The sequence below is a fragment of the Streptosporangium sp. CA-135522 genome (genome assembly GCF_050949235.1).
Lineage (GTDB): Bacteria > Actinomycetota > Actinomycetes > Streptosporangiales > Streptosporangiaceae > Streptosporangium.
Genome location: NZ_CP192026.1, coordinates 4,048,156 through 4,069,044 on the forward strand (window position 1 = coordinate 4,048,156; position 20,889 = coordinate 4,069,044).

The following is a 20,889-nucleotide window of genomic DNA, read 5'->3' on the forward strand; positions in this document are numbered from 1 at the left end:
CACCGAACCCGGCCGTGCCGCGTGGGGTCAGGCGGACTGGCGGACTACGAGGGTGGGCTCGAAGATGACCGAGGTCACCTGCCGGTCCGGCTGCTCGATGCGGCTCAGCAGCAGGCGCGCCATCTCGGCGGCCATGTCCTCCACCGGATGGCGGACCGTGGTGAGCGGGGGGCGGCAGGCCAGCGCCGCGCTGCTGTCGTCGAAGCCGACCACCGCGATGTCGTCCGGCACCCTGCGGCCGTGGTGCCGCAGCACGAGAAGGGCCCCCTGGGCCATGAGGTCGTTGGCCACGAAGACGCCGTCGATGTCCGGATGCTCGGCGAGCAGTCGCTCCATGGCGGCCTCGCCGCTGTCGTAGGTGAAATTTCCCTCGACGCAGGGGAGGTAGGGGTGGCCGTGCGCGGCCATCGCGTCCCGGAAGCCGGCCAGGCGGTCCTGGCCGGCCGGGACGTCGAGCGGGCCGGAGATGGTCGCGACGCGCCGGCAGCCGCGGGCGACGAGGCGGTCGGCGGCCAGTTTCGCACCGGTGCGGTGCGCGACGTCGACGTAGCTGATGGGGATCGGCCGGGCGGGCCTGGCGAAGAGCACGGCCGGCCGCCCCGAGTCGGCGAGCAGCCGCGGCAGCGGATCATCGGAGTGGGTGGAGACCAGCACGGCTCCGTCGGCGTTGCCCTGGCGGAGGTAGGTGAGCACCTGGGCGCGGGCCTCGGGGGTCTCGGCGAACATCAGGATCGGGTGGATGCCGCGGGGGCGGAGGAAGCCGACGATGCCACCGGCCACCCGGCCGAAGAACGGGTCGGCGAAGACCTGGCTCGGAAACGGGTCGTCCTCGCTCTCGCCGCCCGCTCCGGAGACGACCAGCGCGATCGCCCCGGTGCGGCGCGTGACGAGCGAGCGGGCCGCCTGGTTGGGGACATAGCCCGTGGTGGAGATGGCCTGCCTGACCGTCTCCTGGATCGCGGGATCGACGTTGCGAATGCCGTTGATCACGCGGGAGACGGTGGCGCGGGAGACGCCCGCCACCCGGGCCACGTCCTCCAGGGTGGGGGAGCCCGGCGCCGACGGAAGACCTTCGCTCATGTGGACTTTATAGCATAGCTGGAGAGCGCTCTCCGGTGCGTCTCCCGGTCACCCGGGGGCATTCTCCGCGGTCGCCGTCGAAGGCGGCCGAAGGGGCGTAGGCGGCGCCTTCGGAGGAGGAGGCGGTGGCGGGCCTGCCTTGGGACAGGAGGGTGTCGGCGGCCGTCGCGGGAAAGAAACCTGGGGCTCATCTCATCGAAATAAAAAGCCCTATTTAGAGCGCCCGGCGATAGGGGTCACTTCAGTCGCCTGGTCGTTGGGCGGGCGCCCCACCGGTAACGCTTGCGGGCGCGCTTCCACCTCAAGGGCCGGGGACGCGGGGGCCGCCGGCTACGCGGTTTGCGGCACGCGGGTCCGGGTGTCGCGGATCCGGAGGTCGCGGGTGGCGAGGAAGAGCAGCGCCGCCCAGACCGCGCAGTAGCCGCCGAAGACCGCGCCGCCCCGGTCGGTCAGCAGCGCGCCACCCAGCATGCCCACCGCGCCCACGGTCGCGATCGCCGTACACGCCCAGTGCAGCACCAGTCGGACCATGCGCGGCCACCGCCCGCGCAGGGGCAGGCGCCCAGCGAGCAGGATGCCCCCGATGAGCAGCCCGCTCGCCGCGTTGCCCCATTGAGCCAGCGCCACCTCGCCAGCCCCGAACGCCTGGTAGCTCTCCGGGGAGACGTGCGGCCCGCCGGTGACCCCGAGCCGTTCTTCCAGCGCGAAATGGACTTTGGACGCCACGTACAGGCCGGTCCACGCGATCGCCGCGTATGCGTTTCTCACATCATCAACTCTTCTCGCGGCGCCCCGGGCGCGACTCCCCCGTGAAGGGGAGAAGAGTCGCTCTGTAGGGGAATGAACCCTGGGAGGGTTTAGAGCGCCCGGCGATAGGGATGACGGCTCGGCCGCGGGTCGACATGAGATGCGAACGGGAACGGCTGAGTGATCATGGATTTGTCTACGCTCAGTGATCACCGAGGTGCCCGTGCCTGTCGTGCCATCATGCCTGCTGGAATCCATCTGGGTCGAATTCCACGCCGCGATCGGCAGAGACCGTCCCGAATTCCACCCAGATCATCCGCTGGGCTGCCATCGACGCCGGATCCCCGACCGCGCTCTTGGGCCCCATCCTGGACGCGGCGTTGACACAGGTGGAGCCATACCGGACGGCGTTACCGTGCATCTAGCCGCGGCCTATGACAATGCGCCCAGCCGTGCCGTACTGGAAGTGCTGGGGTTCGGCGAGGAGCTCTCCCGTAAGGGCGTGCCCGCGCCGATCCAGACCGGCAAGCGCTGGGTGGTCGAGCGAACGAACTCCTGGATGAACGGATACGGGAAGATCCGACGCTGCACAGACCGCGACGGCCGGATCGTGGACCTCTACCTGTCCGCCGTGTTCGTCACCGTACGTCAATTTATTCAGCGCGCCCGCAAGCGTTACCGGTGGGGCGCCCGCCCAACGACCAGGCGACTGAAGTTGACCCCTATCGCCGGGCGCCCTAAATAGGGCTTTTTGACACCACCGTTGATATCTCCCACCGCCGGAGGTGTCCTTGTGTCCTGACCGGAGAGCGCTCTCCACCAGTGGCGGGCGAGCGTGGACGGAGAGGATCGAGGGCTCGCGGCCGGGCAGACGATCCGGTACGGCGGGCACCCCGTTGCCTGCCGGCCGCGGAGAGGTACCGTCGTCTTATCGAATCTCAGCCACCGGGGGAACCGCTATGCCAAGCGATCCCGACCACGTGCTCGACGCCATCGACGGAGTCGTCGACGAGTGGCTCGCCATGAGCGAGGACTCCATGCGCTGGGCGCCACCAGAGAAAGCTCCGCCAAGGCCGCGGCTCGCGTTACCCGCGCCGCCCCTGCCGCACATCTCCGACGACTTCCTGCGCGAGGTCGGTGTCCTTTTCGGCACGCAGACGCAGGCGGCGGTGGAGACCGTGGTGGAGGCGCTCCGCCCCCTGGGCGAAGGGCTGGCCGGCGCGGTCACCGCGTTCCTCGACAGCCCCGCCGTACGGCAGCTGATCGAGCTGGCCGACCCGCCCGAGGACCACGCGTTCCTCGACTTCGCCGAGCGCGGTGACTCGCGGCCCGAGCTGCCGGCGCCGCGGCCGGCCGAAGATCCCGACGACCGAACGCCCTAGCGGGCGAACGCCGTGACGACCGGGCGTCCGCGATGCCGGGCGCCCGTGGCGGTCGGGCGCCCGTCGTGGGCGGGCGTTCCGGCGACCGGTCAGGAACTCCGCGACAGCTCGTAGGCCTGGGCGATCAGCTCGTAGGAGCGGATCCGGGCCGCGGGGTCGTGGACCAGCGTGGTGATCATCAGCTCGTCGGCCTCGGTGCGCTTGCGCAGCTCCTCGAGGCCGGCCCGCACCTGGGCGGCGTCCCCGTGCACCACCTTGGACAGGTAGTCGTCGAGGAAGTCCTTCTCCACCGGGCCATAGGAGTAGGCCTCGGCCTCCTCGGGGGTGGGGATCGGCTGCGGAGCGCCGCGGCGCAGGCGCAGCATGGACAGCCCGCCGGAACGGGCCATGCGCAGAGACTGCTCCGGTGTCTCCGCTGCGACGGCGGAGACACCGATCATCGCGTACGGCCGGTCGAGCACGGCCGAGGGCTGGAAGGACGACCGGTAGAGGTCCAGGGCGGGAATGGTGTTGGCCGCGCTGAAGTGGTGGGCGAAGGCGAACGGCAGCCCGAGCAGGCCGGCGAGCTGGGCGCTGAAGCCGCTGGAGCCGAGAAGCCAGATCGGCGGCCGGCCCGTTTCGGGCGATCGAGGGGTGGCGACGACCTTCTCGAGCGGGTGGCCCGCCGGGAACGCGCCGTCAAGGAAGGCGGTGAGCTCGGCCAGCTGCTCGGGGAAGTCGTCGGCGTCCAAGCCGTGGCGGCGGAGCGCGCGGGCGGTGGCGGGGTCGGTGCCCGGTGCCCGGCCGAGCCCGAGGTCGATGCGGCCCGGATGTAGCGCGTGCAGGGTGCCGAACTGCTCGGCGATGATCAGCGGGGCATGGTTGGGCAGCATGACGCCGCCGGACCCCAGCCGGATGGTCGTGGTCGCCGCGGCCAGGTGGGCGATCAGCACGGCGGGGGAGGAGCTGGCCACCGAGGGCATCCCGTGGTGTTCGGCGACCCAGATCCGGTGGTAGCCCAGCGCCTCCGCGCGCCTGGCCAGCTCGGTGCTCGCCCGCAGGGTCTCGGTGGCGGTCACGCCCGAGCCGACCGTGGCCAGCTCCAGGATCGACAGGGGGACGTCGGCGGCGCCGCGCGCCACGCCACGAATGTTGTCTTCAGCCATGACAACGGCAACTTCGGCTAAGCGGAGGTTTATTCCGCTTAGCCGGTCGGCGGATCGGGCGAGGTGGGACGCCGGGATCAGACCGCGGCCGACCGCTGGCCGGGCGGGACGGCCTTGGCCATCAGGAAGTCCTCTACGACGAGGGTGGCGGCCCCCAGGGCGACGGCGTCGGGCCCGAGGCGGCCCAGCACGATGGAGGCCGTTTCGTACGGCTGGGCCAGGGAGTTGCCGGCGGCGGAGCGCCTGATCCTCGTCAGATGGTGTTGGCCGAGCAGGAGGCCGGCCCAGCCGCCGATGACGATCCGCTCGGGGTTGAACAGGTTGATCAGGTTGGCCAGGCCGGCCCCGAGGTAGTCGGCCGTCTCGTCGATGACCGGGCCTCCGGACCGCACCAGGTCGGCCAGGACGGTCTGCTCGTCGGAGATCTCGGCGGTGGACAGCCCGGCCCGCTCCAGAATGCTCTCGGCCCCGATGTAGGCCTCCAGGCAGCCGTGACCACCGCACCGGCAGGCCCGGCCACCCATCGTGATCTTGGTGTGTCCCCACTCGCCGGCACTGCTGTTGGCGCCACGGTAGGTGATCCCGTCGTTGACGATGCTCGCTCCGACCCCCGAGCCGATCAGCGCGACGATCGTGTGCCGCGTTCCGCGACCGGCGCCGAACCACAGCTCGGCCTGGCCCATCGTCTTCGCGCCGTTGTCGATGTACAGCGGCAGGGAGGTGCCCGCGCGCACGAGCGCGCCGAGGGGAACCGCGTCCCAGCCGAAGGTCTGGGCGTGGATGAGCGCCTCGGGACCGTTCTCGACGATGCCCGGGACGCCGATGCCCACGCCGAGCACCCGGGCGGGGTCGACACCGCTGTCGGCGAGCACGGCATCGATGCCGGACAGAATGTGCCGCACGATCAGATCGACGTCGTGCCGCGCCGGGCGGAGGGGATATTCGGCCTTGGCCCGCTCGTTCATGTCGAGGTCGAACAGCTCGACGCGCACGTGGGTCTCCCCGACGTCCACGCCGATCGCGTATCCGAACTCCGGGTTGACGCGCAGCAGCACCCGGGGGCGTCCGCCGTCGGACTCCACCAGGCCCGCCTCGACGATGACGTTGTCGGTGATGAGATCACCGGTCACGTTGCTGACCGAGGCGGCGCTCAGGCCGGTCAGCCCGCTGAGCTCGTGGCGGCTGGTCGGGCCCTCGAAGTAAAGGGTTCGCAGCAGCACCGCACGGTTTCCGCGTCGGAGATCGCGCACTGTCCTGCGTTCGGCCCTGACCATCGTCCATTCCTTCCCCCGCCCTTCGATCATGTTAGATCAGGCCGTGAAGTAAGTCATCCGAGCTCACCGTTCCCTCATCGCGTCCCCCATCGCGGGCCTCTCGGCGGGCGGCGCCGGAAGCGGGCACGGGTATCCGGAATCGGGCTGATCGCCATTTAGTCGTCTGCGGGGTGATTAGCGCTGGTGGATCAGGGGGAGGACCCGCAACATGGCACAGGGGAGACGGATCTCCCGCTGGCCGGTGATCCGGCAGCTCAGGGGAGAGGACGCCAGGAGCGACGCCGCGCGGTCGGCGCGCACCGACGCGCTGCGACCCCGCACCGAGAAGGCGGACACGGTCGCGCGGTCGGTCTGCCCGTACTGCGCGGTCGGATGCGGCCAGCTCGTCTACGTCGAAGACGGCAGGGTCACCCAGATCGAGGGCGACCCCGACTCGCCCATCTCACGTGGCCGGCTGTGCCCCAAGGGGGCGGCGAGCAAGCAGCTCGTCACCCATCCGGGCCGGCAGACGCGGGTGCTCTATCGGCGGCCGAACGGCACGGAGTGGGAGCCGCTGGAGCTCGAGACCGCGATGGAGATGATCGCCGACCGGGTGCTGCGGACCCGGCGGGAGACCTGGCAGCAGCAGGCCGACGGCAAGGTCGTACGGCGCACCATGGGCATCGCCGGCCTGGGCGGGGCGACGCTCGACAACGAAGAGAACTACCTGATGAAGAAGCTGTACACCGCCCTCGGCGCGATCCAGGTGGAGAACCAGGCGCGTATTTGACACTCCTCCACCGTCCCCGGTCTGGGGACCAGCTTCGGGCGCGGCGGCGCGACGGTCTTCCAGCAGGATCTGGCGGAGTCCGACTGCATCGTCATCCAGGGCTCCAACATGGCCGAATGCCATCCGGTGGGGTTCCAGTGGGTGGTGGAGGCCAAGGCGCGCGGGGCGAAGGTCTTCCACGTGGACCCGCGCTTCACACGGACCAGCGCGTTCGCCGACAAGCACGTGCCGATCCGCGCCGGGAGCGACATCGTCCTGCTCGGAGCGCTGATCAACCACGTGCTCACGAACGAGCTGGACTTCCGCGAATACGTCCTGGCCTACACCAACGCCTCGACGATCGTCTCCGAAGACTTCCGGGACACCGAGGAACTGGACGGGCTGTTCTCCGGCTTCGACCCCGAGGGCCGTAAATACGACCCGTCGAGCTGGGCCTACGAGGGCGCGGCCGAGGAGGCCGCCGCCGGGCAGCGGAGTGAGCAGCTCGAGGGCGGCGGGCAGCACGCCGAGGCCGCGGGCCCCCACCAGTACGGCTCGGGCGGTCCCGCGATGCTCGCCACCCCGCGAACCGACCCGACGCTGAGCGACCCACGCTGCGTCTACCAGATCCTCAAGCGGCACTTCGCCCGCTACACCCCGCAGAAGGTGGCCGAGCTGTGCGGCATCTCCCCGGCGGACTTCGCCGAGCTCGCCGAGGCGGTCACGGCGAACTCCGGGCGCGAACGCACCACCGCATGGGTCTACTCGGTCGGCTGGACCCAGCACTCCGTGGGCGTGCAGTACATCCGCACGGCCGCGATCCTGCAGCTGCTGCTGGGCAACATGGGCCGTCCCGGCGGCGGCATCATGGCGCTGCGCGGCCACGCCAGCATCCAGGGCTCCACCGATATCCCGACGCTGTTCAACATCCTGCCCGGATACCTGCCGATGCCCCATGCCCACCGGCACGAGGGGCTGGAGGACTACCTGGCCAACGCCGGTGCCGACACCGGTTTCTGGGGCCGCAAGCGCTCCTACATGGTGAGCCTGCTCAAGGCGTGGTGGGGTGAGGCGGCCACCGAGGAGAACGACTTCTGCTTCGACCACCTGCCGCGCCTGACCGGTGACCACGGGCACTACACGACCGTCATGGGGCAGATCGACGGCACCGTCAAGGGCTACTTCGTGGTGGGGGAGAACCCGGCGGTCGGCTCCTCGGGAGGCAAGGCGCACCGTCTCGGGCTGGCCAACCTGGACTGGCTGGTGGTGCGCGACCTGACGCTGGTGGAGACGGCCACGTTCTGGAAGGACGGCCCGGAGATCGAGACCGGGGAGATGCGCACCGAGGACATCGGCACCGAGGTGTTCTTCCTGCCCGCCGCCAGCCACGTGGAGAAGGAGGGCACCTTCACCAACACCCAGCGATTGCTGCAGTGGCGGGAGAAGGCGCTCGACCCGCCGGGCGACTGCCGCAGCGACCTGTGGTTCTACTACCACCTGGGAAAACTCCTCAGGGCGCGGCTGGGTGACGACGACATCGACCGGCCGTTGCGCGAGCTGACCTGGGCCTATCCCGAGCACGGCGAGCACCGGGAGCCGTCGGCCGAGGCCGTGCTGCGCGAGATCAACGGCACCGGCCCCGACGGGCGGGCGTTGTCGGCCTACACCGAACTCAAGGATGACGGCTCCACCCGATGCGGCTGCTGGATCTACTGCGGGGTCTACGCCGACGAAGTCAACCAGGCGGCCCGGCGCAAGCCGCGGGGTGAGCAGGACAGGGTCGCGCTCGAATGGGGCTGGGCGTGGCCGGCCAACCGGCGCATCCTCTACAACCGCGCCTCCGCCGACCCCGAAGGCCGCCCGTGGAGCGAGCGCAAGGCCTACATCTGGTGGGACGCCGACAAGGGGGAGTGGACCGGCGACGACGTGCCCGACTTCGAGAAGAACAAGCCGCCGGACTACCTGCCGCCCGAAGGCGCCAGAGCCGAGGCGGCGCTCGCCGGAACCGACCCGTTCATCATGCAGGCCGACGGCAAGGGCTGGCTGTTCGCCCCGGCCGGGCTGGCCGACGGACCACTGCCGGCTCACTACGAGCCGCACGAGTCACCGGTGCCCAACGGCCTGTACGGCCAGCAGGCCAACCCCTGCCGGCGAACCTACCGGCGTCCCGAGACGCCCTACAACCCGTCGGAGTCGCGACGTTTCCCGTACGTGCTCACGACCTACCGGCTCACCGAGCACCACACCGCCGGGAGCATGAGCCGGACGCTGGCCTACCTCGCCGAGTTGCAACCCGAGCTGTTCTGCGAGGTCTCCCCCCGCCTCGCCGCCGAGCTCGGGCTGGTCAACGGGGGCTGGGCGACGATCGTGACGGCGCGCACCGCGATCGAGGCCCGCGTCCTGGTGACCGCGCGCGTTCGCTCGCTGCGGATCGAGGGCCGGGAGATCGAGCAGGTCGGCCTGCCGTACCACTGGGGCGGCGAGGGCCTGGTGACCGGCGACGTCGTCAACGACCTGCTGCCCATCGTGCTCGACCCGAACGTCTACATCCAGGAGGGCAAGGCCGCGACCTGCGACGTACGGCCCGGCAGACGTCCCCGGGGCAGAGCCCTGCTCGACCTGATCGAGGAGTACCGCCATGGCTGAGCGGATGGGATTCTTCACCGACACCAGCGTCTGCATCGGATGCAAGGCGTGTGAGGTCGCCTGCAAGGAGTGGAACGACGTCCCCGACGACGGGTTCGTCTTCCGGGCGACCTCCTACGACAACACGGGGGGCCTGGGAGCGGACACCTGGCGCCATGTGGCCTTCATCGAGCAGCAGGTCCCGGCGCCCACCGGCGGGGATCGGGCCGACGGGGGGGCGGCCGAGCCGATCGACCGCTGGCTGATGTCGTCCGACGTGTGCAAGCACTGCACGCACGCCGCCTGCCTGGACGTCTGCCCGACCGGAGCGCTGTTTCGCACCGAGTTCGACACGGTGGTGGTACAGGCGGACGTCTGCAACGGTTGCGGCTACTGCGTGCCGGCCTGCCCCTACGGCGTGATCGACCGCAGGGAACGCGACGGCCGGGCGTTCAAGTGCACGATGTGCTACGACCGCCAGCTCGGCGGACTGGAGCCGGCCTGCGCCAAGGCCTGCCCGACCGATTCCATCCAGTTCGGGCCGCTGGAGGAATTGCGTGCCCGCGCCGGGGAGCGGGTCGAGCGGCTGCACGCGGAGGGCCGGCCGCAGGCGCGGCTGTACGGCGCCGACCCGGGCGACGGTGTGGGCGGCGACGGCGCGTTCTTCCTGCTGCTGGACGAGCCAGAGGTGTACGGCCTGCCGCCCGACCCGGTGGTCACCACTCGGGACCTGCCCGCGATGTGGCGGTGGGCGGCGGGGGCGGCGCTCTCCCTGACCGCCGTCATGGCGGCGTCCTTCCTCCGGGAGCGGGCGTGAGCGGGGGAGCGGACGCCGACTGCAGAGCGGGCGTGAGCGGGGGAGCGGACGCCGAGCACGGAGCGGGCGTGAGCGGGGGAGCCGGCGTGGTCCCGGCAGGAGAGCGCGGCGGTCACCGGGGGTGGCGGCGGTGAGGCGCGAGGACGCGATGGTGCCGGAGGCCGACTTCCGCTCCTACTACGGGCAGCCGGTGATCAAGGCTCCGGTCTGGCACGAGCCCAACATGCCCCTCTACCTCTACCTGGGAGGCTTGTCCGGGGCCGCCTCGGTGATGTCCGCCATGGCGAGGTTCACCGGGCGCGACCGGCTCGCGCTCGCCGGCGGGATCACCGCGGTGGCCGGAGCCGCGGGCGGAGCCGCCTTCCTGGTGGCCGAGCTCGGCCGGCCGGAGCGGTTCCTCAACATGCTGCGGGTGTTCAAGCCCACCTCGCCGATGAGCATGGGCTCCTGGCTCTTGGCCGCGCACAGCGGGCTGGCCACCGTCGCGGCCGCCTCCTCGGTCGCCGCCGCCTCGCCCGGCTCCAGGATCGTCTCCCGGCTGCCCGCCGGGGTCGCCGCCGCGCTGCCCGCGGCCGGCGGCGCGGCGGCGCTGGTCACCGTGCTGACCGGACCGCTGATGGCGACCTACACCGCCGTGCTCGTCGCCGACACCGCCGTGCCCGCCTGGCACGAGGCCCACCGGGAACTGCCGTTCCTGTTCGCCGGAAGCGCGCTGGCCAGCGCGGGTGCCCTGGGCATGCTGGCGGTCCCTCCCGCCGAGGCGGGCCCGGCGCGTACGGTCGCCGTGCTGGGGGCCGCGCTCGAGACGGCCGCGGGCGCGGTGCTGGAACGCCGGCTCGGCCTGGTCGGCGAGCCGTACCGGCTGGGGAAGGCGGGACGCCGGATGCGGATCGCCCGTGCCCTCACCGTCGGCGGCGCCCTGCTCACCACGGTCGCCGGACGCAGCCGCGCACTCGCAGCCCTGTCCGGCGCCGCTCTCACCGCCGGTGCCCTGTACACCCGCTTCGGTGTCCTGGAGGCCGGCAGGGCCTCGGCGGCCGATCCCAAATACACGGTGGTGCCCCAGCGGCGGCGCCGGGAGACGAGGAAGGTCGTGCGGCCCCCGGCACGGGTGTGGCCGTAGCGGCGCGGCCGCGGTGTCGGGCCGTCCGGGCCGTCTGGTCGCCGGGCCGTCCGGGGCATCCGGGCCGTCTGGTCGCCGGGTCGCTGGGCCGTCCGGATGACGGGCCCCTCCGGACGCGGGGTGCTCAGCGCAGCCGCAACGCCGGGCCGTCCGGGGCGGTCAGCCTGCCGATGACCGGGGCGCCCGGGACCTCGCCGGCCACGAGCAGGCCGCCGGAGGTCTGGGCGTCGGCGAGCAGCAGCAGGTCCTCCTCGCCGAGGCGGCCGGGGTCGAGGTGCGGCTGCACCCACGCCAGGTTGCGCCGGGTGCCACCGCTGACGTAGCCGTCCCGTACGGCCTCGCGGGCCCCCTCCAGGTACGGTACGGCCGCCACGTCGACCACCGCCGTCAGGCCGCTCGCCCTGGCCAGCTTGTACAGGTGGCCGAGCAGGCCGAACCCGGTCACGTCCGTGGCGCATCCGGCGCCGGCGGCGAGCGCGGCCCGGGAGGCGTCCCGGTTGAGCGTGGTCATCACGGCGACCGCCTGCGGGAAGACCTCGCCGGTCGCCTTGTGCCGGGTGTTGAGCACCCCGACGCCGAGCGGCTTGGTGAGGGAGATCGGCAGTCCCGCCCGCCCGCCGCCGATGCGCAGCAGCCGCCCGGGATCGGCCAGACCGGTGACGGCCATGCCGTACTTCGGTTCCGGGTCGTCGACGCTGTGGCCGCCCGCGACGTGACAGCCGGCGATCCGGGCCACGTCCAGCCCGCCGCGCAGCACCTCCCTCGCCAGATCCATCGGCAGCCTCTCACGGGGCCAGCCGAGCAGGTTGACCGCCACCAGCGGCTCCCCGCCCACGGCGTAGACGTCGGACAGGGCGTTGGCCGCCGCGATCCGTCCCCAGTCGTAGGGGTCGTCCACCACGGGGGTGAAGAAGTCGGCCGTGGCCACGACCGCCCGGCCACCCCCGATTCGCACCACGGCGGCGTCGTCCCCGTCGTCCAGTCCGATGATCAGCTCGCCGGCGGGAGCGCGGAGGGCGGTGCCGTCCGGCCCGTCGATGAGGCCCGCGACGACGGCCTCCAGCTCGCCCGGCGGGATCTTGCAGGCGCAGCCGCCCCCATGCGCGTACTGCGTCAGGCGGATCGCGCTCCGGTCCGGCCCGGACGGCGCGGGAGAGGGCGACCCTGACGGCGCGGCAGATGGCGCGGGAGAGGCCGGGACGTCCTGTCTCGCCGTTCTCGTCGTCTCCGTCATCGGGATTCCCCTCGCTGGATCCTCGGCGACCGCGCGGCGGAGCGCGGCGCGCCGCCTCGTCACGCGCTGTCTCGGCTCTACCCGCTTGCTGCTAGGTTCTCCCCTGGAGGCGTGTGGGCGCCTGGTGGCCCCCGCGGTCTTCAAAACCGACGAGGTCGAGGTCCTCGGCCTGGCGGGTTCGATTCCCGTCCGCCTCCGCTCTATTTTCGAACCATGGACTCACGAAGGCGTGTGCCGCGCACCGACCTCGTGCTCGCCGACCCGCGGCTGGTCGCGACGGCGCTGCGGCTGGGGCGGGCGGTCGTCAAGGACGCGGTGGCCCAGGCCCAGCGGCGGGCGCGGCAGGGCGAGATCGGGCCCGAGCAGGTCGCGGACGCGGCCGTGGCGGCCCTTCCACCGTATGCCACGAGCATGCGGCCGGTGATCAACATGACCGGCGTGCTGCTGCACACCAATCTCGGACGTGCCCCCCTGTCACCCGCGGCGATCGCCGCGGCGGTGGCCGTGGCGGGCTCCGCCGACGTGGAGTTCGATCTGGCCACCGGTGCCCGCGCCCGCCGTGGCCGGGGCGCGATGGTCGCGCTCGCGCGGGCCGTGCCCGCCGCCGAGGACGTGCACGCGGTCAACAACAACGCCGCCGCGCTGGTGCTGGTGGCCACCGCGCTCGCCGCCGGGCGGGAGATCGTGATCAGCCGCGGCGAGCTGGTGGAGATCGGGGACGGCTTCCGCATCCCCGACCTGCTGGTCTCCACGGGAGCGCGGCTGCGCGAGGTGGGCACCACCAACCGCACCTCCTACGCGGACTACGCGGCGGCCGTGGGACCGCAGACGGGGTTCGTGCTCAAGGTGCACCCGTCGAACTTCCGGATCGAGGGTTTCACCGGATCGGTCGAGGTCACGGCGCTCTGCGGGCTCGGCGTTCCCGTCGTGGCCGACATCGGCTCCGGCCTGCTCGCGCGCGAACCGCTGCTGCCGCAGGAGCCGGATGCGGCGGGCGTGCTCAGGGCCGGAGCCGATCTGGTCACCGCCAGCGGGGACAAGCTGCTCGGCGGACCGCAGGCGGGCCTGCTGCTCGGCCGCCGTGACCTGGTCGAACGGTGCAGACGGCACCCGCTCGCCCGCGCGCTCCGAGTGGACAAGCTGACCCTGGCGGCGCTGGAGGCCACCCTGCGCGGGCCGGCCACACCCCTCCACGAGGCGCTGCACGCCGATCCGCAGGTGCTGGACGAGCGCGCCGGGGCGCTCGCCGGCAGGCTGTCCGAGGCCGGGATCGACGCGAGGGCCGTGCCGAGCGAGGCGACCGTGGGCGGCGGGGGCGCCCCCGGCGTGCGGCTGCGCAGCGCGGCGGTGAGCCTGCCCGAGCGGCTCGCCGTCCCGTTGCGGACCGGTGAACCCCCGGTCGTCGGCCGGGTGGAGGGCGGCCGGCTCCTGCTCGACCTGCGGACCCTTCCCCCGGACCGGGACGACGATGTGGCGCGGGCGATCCTCGGAGCGAGCGGCTGATGCACGTCGTCGCCACGGCGGGCCACGTCGATCACGGCAAGTCCACGCTGGTGCGGGCGCTGACCGGGATGGAGCCCGACCGGCTGGCCGAGGAACGGCGGCGAGGGCTGACGATCGAGCTCGGCCACGCCTGGACGGCGCTGCCCTCGGGGGAGCGGCTGGCCTTCGTCGACGTGCCCGGGCACGAGCGTTTCCTCGGCACGATGCTGGCCGGGGTCGGTTCCGTACCGGCCGTCATGTTCGTGGTGGCGGCCGACGCCGGCTGGATGCCGCAGTCCGAGGAGCACCTGGTCGCGCTGGAGGCCCTCGGCGTACGGCACGGCCTGCTCGTGGTGAGCCGCGCCGACCTGGCCGACCCCGCGCCGGCGATCGAGCGGGCCCGTGCCCGCCTGGCCGCGAGCGGGCTGGGCGGGGTCGAGGCGCTGGCGGTGAGCGGGCGCACCGGGCAGGGCCTCGACGCGTTGCGAGAGGCGCTGGACCGGCTGGTGGCCACGCTGCCCGTGCCGGACGACCGGGCGCCGGTGCGGCTGTGGATCGACCGGGCGTTCAGCGTGCGCGGCAGCGGAATCGTCGTCACCGGGACGCTGCCGGCGGGAACGATCGCGGTGGGGGACGAGCTGGAGCTCCCCGGCGGGCCGGTGCGGATCCGGGGAATGGAGTGCCTGAAGGAGCCGCGGACCTCGGTGACCGGCGTGGCGCGGGTGGCGCTCAACCTGCGTGGGCAGGGCGTTCCCGAACGGGGGCAGGCCCTGGTCACGCCGGAGCGGTGGACGTGCACCGACCTGGTCGATGTGCGGCTCTGCCCGGTCGGGACGGTCCGGGGGAGCGCGGCGCCCGGCGCGGGCCGGGCGGCCGGACCGTCCGGTGCCGCCGCGGCGGCGGGTGATCGGCGGGGGGCGCGGAAAGCCGCCGGAGGGTACGTGGCGGACCGGGGCGACCTGCCGCGGCGGCTGACCGCGCACATCGGATCGGCGGCGGTGACGTGCGAGGTGCGGCCATTGGGCGGGCGGATCGCACGGCTGCGCCTGGCCAGGCCGCTGCCGCTGCATCTGGGCGACGTGCTGCTGCTGCGCGATCCCGGCCGGGACCGCGCCGAGGTCCGGGTGCTCGCCGGCGCGAGCGTGCTCGATGTGCGCCCGCCCGCGTTGCGCCGCCGGGGCGCGGCGCGGGAGCGCGCGTCCGGGCTCGCGGCGGCCCTGCCGGACGCGTCCTGGCTGCTGCGCACCCATCGGCTGCTGCGCGCCGGCGACCTGCTGGCCATGGGGTGCGCCCCCGAGGGCGGGCCGGTCTGCGGTGACTGGCACGCCGACCCGGCGTACTGGGCGGGGCTGGGCGAGCGCCTGGCCCGGGAGGTACGGCGCCACGCCGCCGAACATCCCCTGGAGCCGGGCATGCCGGTTGAGGCGGCCCGCCACGCGCTCGGCCTGCCCGACCGGCGGCTGGTCGCCGCGCTGGTGCGCCCGCCGCTGGCCGTCGCCGACGGCCGGATAACGAGCGGGCCTGCGGGCCTGCCCGCGCCGCTGGCCAGGGCGGTCGAGCGGCTCGGCGCGGAGCTGTCCGCGCAGCCCTTCCGGGCACCGGAGGCCGGGCGGCTGGTCGAGCTGGGGTTGGGGTCCCGCGAGCTGGCGGCGGCCGTACGGGCCGGAGCTCTGCTCCGTGTGGCCGCCGGGGTCGTGCTGCCGCCCGGCGCGGACGTCCGGGCGGCGGAGCTGCTGGCCCGGCTGCCACAGCCGTTCACGGTCAGCCAGGCCAGGCAGGCGCTGGGCACCAGCCGCAGGGTCGCGGTGCCGCTGCTGGAACTCCTCGATCGCAGCGGGCTCACCGAGCGGATCGACGAGACCCACCGCCGCTGCCGGACGCCGCCGGGTGAGGCCTGACGCCGCCCGCCCGGCGAGCTCCCGTGCGGACCGGATGCATGAAATGCCTGGTTACTGCATTAATCGCAGGGTATGTACTGCTAGTTGGGGAAGAACCATCGCTGTCGGGGGTCGCGATGGCCGGCCGCCCGCGGAGGGACCGTTCGGGGTAGTCGCCGGGACGACGTCGCCCGTCCTCCCCTCTCCCGGCCCGAACGCCGCCGAGCCCTCTCGGGAGGCCGCTGTTCCATCCGCGCTTTCGGCGAGGAAGGAAAACGTCATGCCTGACAATAGGGGCGTTACCTACCAGGGACCGGGCAAGGTGGAGGTCCAGGCCATCGCCTACCCCGAGTTCGAGCTCAAAGACGGGCCCGGGGTCAACCCGGCCAACGTGGGCCGCAAGGTTCCGCACGGTGCGATCATCAAGACCGTCGCGACGAACATCTGTGGCAGCGACCAGCACATGGTCCGTGGCCGCACCACCGCACCCGCGGGGCTCACCCTCGGTCACGAGATCACCGGCGAGGTCATCGAGACCGGCCCCGACGTGGAGTTCATCAAGAAGGGCGACCTCGTGTCCGTCCCCTTCAACATCGCCTGCGGCCGATGCCGCAACTGCAAGGAGGGCAAGACCGGCGTCTGCGAGAACGTCAACCCGGACCGGCCCGGTTCGGCCTACGGCTACGTCGACATGGGCGGCTGGGTCGGCGGGCAGGCCAACTACGTGCTCGTCCCCTACGCCGACTGGAACCTGCTGAAGTTCCCGGACAAGGATCGGGCGATGGAGAAGATCCTCGACCTGGCCATGCTCTCGGACATCTTCCCGACCGGCTTCCACGGCTGCGTCAGCGCCGGGGTGAAGCCCGGCTCGACCGTCTACATCGCGGGCGCGGGCCCGGTCGGGCTCGCCGCCGGCGTGTCGGCCTTCCTCCTCGGAGCCGCCGTGGTCATCATCGGCGACCTGAACAAGGAACGCCTCGCCCAGGCCGGCAGCTTCGGATGCGAGACCATCGACGTCTCCGAGGGAGAGCCGCAGGACCAGATCGAGCAGATCCTCGGTGAACCCGAGGTGGACTGCGCCGTCGACGCCGTCGGGTTCGAGGCCCGCGGCCACGGTGCCGAGGCGGCCACCGAGCACCCCGCCACCGTGCTCAACTCGCTCATGACGATCACCCGCGCGGGCGGCGCGCTCGGCATCCCGGGGCTGTACGTGACCGGTGACCCGGGCGCCGCCGACGAGGCGGCCAAGAAGGGATCGCTGTCCATCCGGCTCGGCCTGGGCTGGGCCAAGTCGCTCGCCTTCACCACCGGCCAGTGCCCGGTCATGCGCTACAACCGCCAGCTGATGATGGCGATCCTGAACGACCGGGTGCAGATCGCCAAGGCGGTCAACGCCACACCGATCTCGCTCGACCAAGCGCCCCAGGGGTACGAGGAGTTCGACAAGGGCGCCGCGCGCAAGTACGTGCTGGACCCGAACGGCATGCTCGCCAAGTCGTCCGCCTAGCGATACGGCATGCTCGCCGAGTCGTCCGCCTGGCGACACGGCGTGCTCGCCGAGTCGTCCGCCTGGCGACACCCCGCCGGAGCGGCCCGCCGCGGCCGGAGACGCTCGCCCCCTCGGCCCGCTGATCCCAGCGGGCCGAGGGAGCGGCCTACCCCACCAGCCTGTCGAGGCGGATCGGTAGATCGCGGATCCGCACGCCGGTGGCGTGGTGCACCGCGTTGGCGATCGCCGCTGCGGTGCCGACGATGCCGATCTCGCCGATGCCCTTGGAACCCATCGGGTTGAGGTGCGGATCATCCTCCTCGACCCAGAGCGCCTCGATGGCGGGCACGTCCGCGCAGGACGCGACGTGATACTGGGCGAAGTCATGGTTGAGGTAGTCGCCGAACTCGCGGTCCATGACGCTCTCCTCAAGCAGGGCCATCGACAGGCCCATCGTCATGCCGCCGATGAACTGCGAGCGCGCCGTCTTCGGATTGACGATCCGGCCCGCGGCGAACACCCCGAGCAGCCGCAGCACCCGCGTCTCCCCGGTGTCGACGTCCACCCCCACCTCGGCGAACTGGGCGCCGAAGGCGTGGCGGGCGAACCGCTGTTGCGTCCTGATCTCCTCCGAGGTGTCGGCACTCGCCTCCACACCGCCGTCGGGCACCTCCGCGCCCCGCCGGTCGAGGTCGTCCAGCAGTGCCTCGCAGGCCCGCACCACGGCCGTGCCCCACGAGGCGGTTCCCATCGACCCCCCGGCCAGCGAGGCGGTGGGCAGCGTGCTGTCGCCGATCTCCACCCTGACCCGCTCCGCCGGAGCGCGCAGCGTGTCGGCGGCGATCTGGGTCAGCACCGTCCGGGCGCCGGTGCCGATGTCGGTGGCGGCGATCCGCACGGTGAAGCGTCCGTCCGGCTCGGCCCGGGCGCTCGCCCTGGAGGGGCTCCGGTAGACCGGGTAGGTGGACGACGCCACCCCGGTCCCGACCAGCATCCGGCCCTCGCGCCGGATACCCGGCGCGGGATCCCGCCCGGCCCACCCGAACCGCCGCGCCCCCTCACGCAGGCAGGCGATCAGGTTGCGGGAGCTGAACGGCAGGCCGCTCTCCGGCTCGACGTCCGGCTCGTTGCGGACCCGCAGCTCGATCGGGTCGAGCCCGCAGGCGATCGCCAGCTCGTCCAGTGCCGACTCCAGCGCGAACATGCCCGGGGTCTCGCCGGGGGCGCGCATCCAGGTCGGGGTGGGGACGTCCAGCCGGACCAGCCGGTGGGTGGTACGCCGGGCGGGTGCGGCGTACATCATTCGCGTGGGCACGGTGGTCTGCTCGGCGAATTCCCGGATCGTGGAACTCTGCTCGAACGCCTCGTGCACGATCGCGGTCAGCCGCCCGTCGGCGTCGGCGCCGAGCCGTACCCGCTGGATCGTCGGGGTGCGATAGCCGGTCACCGCGAACATCTGCTGCCTGGTCACCGCGAGCTTGACCGGGCGCCCGGTCTGCTTGGCGGCGAGCGCGGCGAGGACCACGTGCGGGTGGGGGGCTCCTTTGGAGCCGAAGCCGCCGCCCACGTGCGGGGAGACCACCCGGACGTTCCCCGGCGGCATGCCGAACAGCGACGCCACGGTGTCGCGGACCAGCGACGCCCCCTGGGTGGAGTCGTAGAGCGTCAGCCCGTCGTCGTCCCACGCGGCGACCGTCGCGTGCGGCTCCATGGGATTGTTGTGCTCGGCGGGCGTGGTGTAGGTCGCGTCCACCACGATCTGGGCGGCGGCGAGGGCCGCGTCTGGCTCGCCCTGCTCGGTGTCGGTGGGGAAGTTCGGGTTGACGTGGTCGGGCCGGTACAGCCCCGGATGGTCGGTGCGCAGCCCGACGTCGTGCGGCTCGGCGGCGTACTCCACCCGCACCGACTCGGCCGCCTCCCTGGCGTCCTGAAGCGTCTCGGCCACCACGACCGCGACATACTGGCCGCGGTAGGCCACCCGCGACGACTGGAGCACGGAGAGCTCGGCGTTGTCGGCGGGGGCCAGCCTGGGGGCGTTGCCGTACCAGACGGCGGCGATCACGCCGGGGTGCTTGAGCACGGCGTCGACGTCGACGGCGAGGATCTCGCCGCGGGCGACGGTGGCCTGAACCGGCACCGCGTAGGCCAGATCCTGCGGAGAGTACTCGAAGGCGTACCGGGCACGGCCGGTGACCTTGTCCAGGCCCTCGACCCGGTTCAGTTCCGAGCCGACATACGCCGGGGTCGTGGTGGTCATGGCGTCTCCACGAGATCGGTGAGGGTGCGGACCAGCACGTTGCGAGCGAGCGGCACCTTGAACCCGTTCTCCCGCAGCGGGCGCGCCCGGGTCAGCTCGGCGTCCGCCGCCCGGGCGAACTCGGCGGCGGTGGCCGGGGCTCCGCGCAGCGCCTCCTCGGCGAGCTCCGCCCGCCAGGGCACGTGAGCGATCCCGCCGAACGCGATCCGGCAGTCCCGGACCACGCCGTCGGCCGTGTCCAGCGCCGCCGCCACCGACACCACCGCGAACGCGAACGAAGCCCGGTCGCGCACCTTGCGATACCGCGACCGGGTCGTGAACGGCAGCGCCGGCAGCTCCACCGCGGTGATCAGATCGCCCGGTTCCAGCACGGTGTCGCGCTCCGGCTCGTCGCCGGGAAGCCGGTGCAACCCGGGCATCGGCACCCGGCGCGCTCCGTGCCGCCCCTCCACGTGCACGATCGCGCCGAGCGCGACCAGCGCCACGGCCATGTCCGAGGGATGGGTGGCCACGCAGGCGTCGGAGTGGCCGATGATCGCCAGGTTGCGGTGGTCACCCTCGACGGCCGGGCAGCCCGAGCCCGGCCGCCGTTTGTTGCACGGCTTGGAGACGTCCTGGAAGTAGGAGCAGCGGGTGCGTTGCAGCAGGTTGCCGCCGACCGTGGCCATGTTGCGGATCTGGCCCGACGCCCCGGACAGCACCGCCTGGACGAGCATCGGGTAGCGCCGCCGTACCGCCGGATGCGCGGCCAGGTCGCTGTTGCGCACGCCCGCGCCGATCAGCAGGCCCCCGTCGGCGGTCTCCTCGACCGTGCCGGCGGCGACCCGGGTGACGTCCACCAGGGCGCCGGGGGAGACGACGCCCAGGCGCATCAGGTCCACCAGGTTCGTGCCGCCGCCCAGATACATGGCGTCGGGTCGTTCGCTCAGCGCCGCCACCGCCGTCTGCGCGTCGGTGGCCCGCCGGTAGGCGAAGGGCCTCACCGCGCCACCTCCCCGATCGCCGTGACGATGTTGACGTAGGAGCCGCAGCGGCAGAGGTTGCCGCTCATCCGCTCGCGGATCTCGTCGTCGTCGAGGCGCGGCGCGGCGCTCACGTCCGGGGTGACGGCGCTCGGCCATCCCGCCGCGGCCTCGGCCAGCATCCCGGCCGCCGAGCAGAGCTGCCCGGGCGTGCAGTAGCCGCACTGGAAGGCGTCGTGTTCGATGAACGCCGTCTGCAGCGGATGCGGCGTGTCGCCGTCGGCGAGCCCCTCGACCGTGGTGATCTCCCGATCGTCGAGGGTCACCGTCAGGGTCAGGCAGGACTTCACCCGCCGTCCGTCCACCAGCACCGTGCAGGCCCCGCACTGCCCGTGGTCGCAACCCTTCTTGGCGCCGATCAGATCGAGCTGCTCGCGCAAGGTGTCAAGAAGCGTCTCCCGTGTGTCCACAGTGATCGGATACTCGTCCCGGTTGACCGACAGCCGGATGTCCACCGTGACCGGAGTCGCGACATCCCATCGTGTCGTATCGGCTTCGCCATTCATGGGGCTTCCCTACCCGCTCGTCCTCCTGGCATTTCCCCGCGTTCGCAAAGGGATGTTCGATCCTCCGGGACCGCCGGGAAC

At 72.5% G+C, this 20,889-nt stretch carries 16 protein-coding genes and 1 tRNA gene; 9 read left to right on the forward strand and 8 right to left on the reverse strand.

The genetic code is table 11. The annotated features are described in order from the left end of the window. Positions 1-27 precede the first annotated feature (27 nt). Positions 28-1,080: a LacI family DNA-binding transcriptional regulator gene (locus ACQPYK_RS18785; protein WP_433256878.1), complete on the reverse strand. Its 1,053-nt coding sequence runs from the start codon at positions 1,078-1,080 to the stop codon at positions 28-30. Positions 1,081-1,410: 330 nt separating this feature from the next. After that, positions 1,411-1,848, reverse strand: coding sequence for a hypothetical protein (locus ACQPYK_RS18790; protein WP_433256880.1), 438 nt, complete (start codon positions 1,846-1,848; stop codon positions 1,411-1,413). 202 nt (positions 1,849-2,050) lie between these two features. Here ACQPYK_RS18790 and ACQPYK_RS18795 point away from each other — a divergent pair, with 202 nt between their 5' ends. Together ACQPYK_RS18795 and ACQPYK_RS18800 are read left to right on the forward strand one after the other, a co-directional pair. Beyond that, entirely contained in the window at positions 2,051-2,572 is a 522-nt protein-coding gene (locus tag ACQPYK_RS18795; protein ID WP_433258835.1) for a hypothetical protein, read from the forward strand. A gap of 214 nt (positions 2,573-2,786) precedes the next feature. Then, positions 2,787-3,209 carry a hypothetical protein gene (locus ACQPYK_RS18800; protein ID WP_433256882.1) on the forward strand — a complete coding sequence of 141 codons (423 nt, stop codon included), beginning with the start codon at positions 2,787-2,789 and terminating at the stop codon, positions 3,207-3,209. 89 nt (positions 3,210-3,298) lie between these two features. Here ACQPYK_RS18800 and ACQPYK_RS18805 read toward each other — a convergent pair whose 3' ends face one another. Continuing rightward, on the reverse strand, positions 3,299-4,354 hold the full coding sequence (locus tag ACQPYK_RS18805; RefSeq protein ID WP_433256883.1) for an LLM class flavin-dependent oxidoreductase: 1,056 nt from the start codon (positions 4,352-4,354) through the stop codon (positions 3,299-3,301). A 77-nt stretch (positions 4,355-4,431) separates the two neighbouring features. Next, complete coding sequence (locus tag ACQPYK_RS18810) at positions 4,432-5,574, reverse strand: ROK family protein (RefSeq protein WP_433256885.1); 1,143 nt, start codon at positions 5,572-5,574, stop codon at positions 4,432-4,434. Between the two features lie 262 nt (positions 5,575-5,836). On the opposite strand from ACQPYK_RS18810, the gene fdh reads away from it, so the two are divergent. From fdh to nrfD, 3 genes are all read left to right on the forward strand, one after another. Then, the gene (gene fdh / locus ACQPYK_RS18815; RefSeq protein ID WP_433256886.1) at positions 5,837-9,022 is read left to right on the forward strand and encodes a formate dehydrogenase; all 3,186 of its coding nucleotides are present in this window, start codon (positions 5,837-5,839) and stop codon (positions 9,020-9,022) included. Further along, positions 9,015-9,818: a 4Fe-4S dicluster domain-containing protein gene (locus tag ACQPYK_RS18820; RefSeq protein WP_433256888.1), complete on the forward strand. Its 804-nt coding sequence runs from the start codon at positions 9,015-9,017 to the stop codon at positions 9,816-9,818. The genes fdh and ACQPYK_RS18820 overlap by 8 nt, the downstream gene beginning before the upstream one ends. Positions 9,819-9,948: 130 nt before the next feature. Next, positions 9,949-10,941, forward strand: coding sequence for an NrfD/PsrC family molybdoenzyme membrane anchor subunit (gene nrfD / locus ACQPYK_RS18825; RefSeq protein ID WP_433256889.1), 993 nt, complete (start codon positions 9,949-9,951; stop codon positions 10,939-10,941). Positions 10,942-11,065: 124 nt separating this feature from the next. Here nrfD and selD read toward each other — a convergent pair whose 3' ends face one another. Beyond that, positions 11,066-12,175, reverse strand: coding sequence for a selenide, water dikinase SelD (gene selD, locus ACQPYK_RS18830; RefSeq protein WP_433256891.1), 1,110 nt, complete (start codon positions 12,173-12,175; stop codon positions 11,066-11,068). A gap of 105 nt (positions 12,176-12,280) precedes the next feature. Here selD and ACQPYK_RS18835 point away from each other — a divergent pair. The 4 genes from ACQPYK_RS18835 to fdhA all read left to right on the forward strand — a co-directional run bounded on the left by ACQPYK_RS18835 (position 12,281) and on the right by fdhA (position 17,041). Next, positions 12,281-12,373 (forward strand) — tRNA-Sec (locus tag ACQPYK_RS18835). Positions 12,374-12,388: 15 nt separating this feature from the next. Then, positions 12,389-13,678: an L-seryl-tRNA(Sec) selenium transferase gene (selA, locus tag ACQPYK_RS18840; RefSeq protein WP_433256893.1), complete on the forward strand. Its 1,290-nt coding sequence runs from the start codon at positions 12,389-12,391 to the stop codon at positions 13,676-13,678. Continuing rightward, positions 13,678-15,555: a SelB domain-containing protein gene (locus tag ACQPYK_RS18845; protein ID WP_433256895.1), complete on the forward strand. Its 1,878-nt coding sequence runs from the start codon at positions 13,678-13,680 to the stop codon at positions 15,553-15,555. Before selA ends, ACQPYK_RS18845 begins: the two co-directional genes overlap by 1 nt. 259 nt (positions 15,556-15,814) lie before the next feature. Then, a complete protein-coding gene (gene fdhA, locus ACQPYK_RS18850) occupies positions 15,815-17,041 on the forward strand; it encodes a formaldehyde dehydrogenase, glutathione-independent (protein ID WP_433256896.1) in 1,227 nt (408 codons plus the stop codon). A gap of 148 nt (positions 17,042-17,189) precedes the next feature. Here the strand turns inward: fdhA and ACQPYK_RS18855 are convergent, their stop codons facing one another. Genes ACQPYK_RS18855 through ACQPYK_RS18865 form a run of 3 tightly spaced genes read right to left on the reverse strand, consistent with a single transcriptional unit; the run spans position 17,190 to position 20,808 of the window. Further along, positions 17,190-19,280 (reverse strand): xanthine dehydrogenase family protein molybdopterin-binding subunit, encoded by a 2,091-nt coding sequence (locus ACQPYK_RS18855; RefSeq protein ID WP_433256898.1) that lies wholly within the window; start codon positions 19,278-19,280, stop codon positions 17,190-17,192. Then, on the reverse strand, positions 19,277-20,263 hold the full coding sequence (locus ACQPYK_RS18860; protein WP_433256900.1) for an FAD binding domain-containing protein: 987 nt from the start codon (positions 20,261-20,263) through the stop codon (positions 19,277-19,279). Before ACQPYK_RS18860 ends, ACQPYK_RS18855 begins: the two co-directional genes overlap by 4 nt. After that, positions 20,260-20,808, reverse strand: coding sequence for a 2Fe-2S iron-sulfur cluster-binding protein (locus tag ACQPYK_RS18865; protein ID WP_433256902.1), 549 nt, complete (start codon positions 20,806-20,808; stop codon positions 20,260-20,262). Before ACQPYK_RS18865 ends, ACQPYK_RS18860 begins: the two co-directional genes overlap by 4 nt. Between the last annotated feature and the right edge of the window lie 81 nt (positions 20,809-20,889).

Bases quoted from the DNA above. Each gene is read 5' to 3' on its own strand.
- ACQPYK_RS18785 (WP_433256878.1), bottom strand. From the start codon at position 1,080: ATGAGCGAAGGTCTTCCGTCGGCGCCGGGCTCCCCCACCCTGGAGGAC.
- ACQPYK_RS18800 (WP_433256882.1), top strand. From the start codon at position 2,787: ATGCCAAGCGATCCCGACCACGTGCTCGACGCCATCGACGGAGTCGTC.
- ACQPYK_RS18805 (WP_433256883.1), bottom strand. From the start codon at position 4,354: ATGGCTGAAGACAACATTCGTGGCGTGGCGCGCGGCGCCGCCGACGTC.
- ACQPYK_RS18820 (WP_433256888.1), top strand. From the start codon at position 9,015: ATGGCTGAGCGGATGGGATTCTTCACCGACACCAGCGTCTGCATCGGA.
- selD (WP_433256891.1), bottom strand. From the start codon at position 12,175: ATGACGGAGACGACGAGAACGGCGAGACAGGACGTCCCGGCCTCTCCC.
- selA (WP_433256893.1), top strand. From the start codon at position 12,389: ATGGACTCACGAAGGCGTGTGCCGCGCACCGACCTCGTGCTCGCCGAC.
- ACQPYK_RS18845 (WP_433256895.1), top strand. From the start codon at position 13,678: ATGCACGTCGTCGCCACGGCGGGCCACGTCGATCACGGCAAGTCCACG.
- fdhA (WP_433256896.1), top strand. From the start codon at position 15,815: ATGCCTGACAATAGGGGCGTTACCTACCAGGGACCGGGCAAGGTGGAG.
- ACQPYK_RS18855 (WP_433256898.1), bottom strand. From the start codon at position 19,280: ATGACCACCACGACCCCGGCGTATGTCGGCTCGGAACTGAACCGGGTC.
- ACQPYK_RS18865 (WP_433256902.1), bottom strand. From the start codon at position 20,808: ATGAATGGCGAAGCCGATACGACACGATGGGATGTCGCGACTCCGGTC.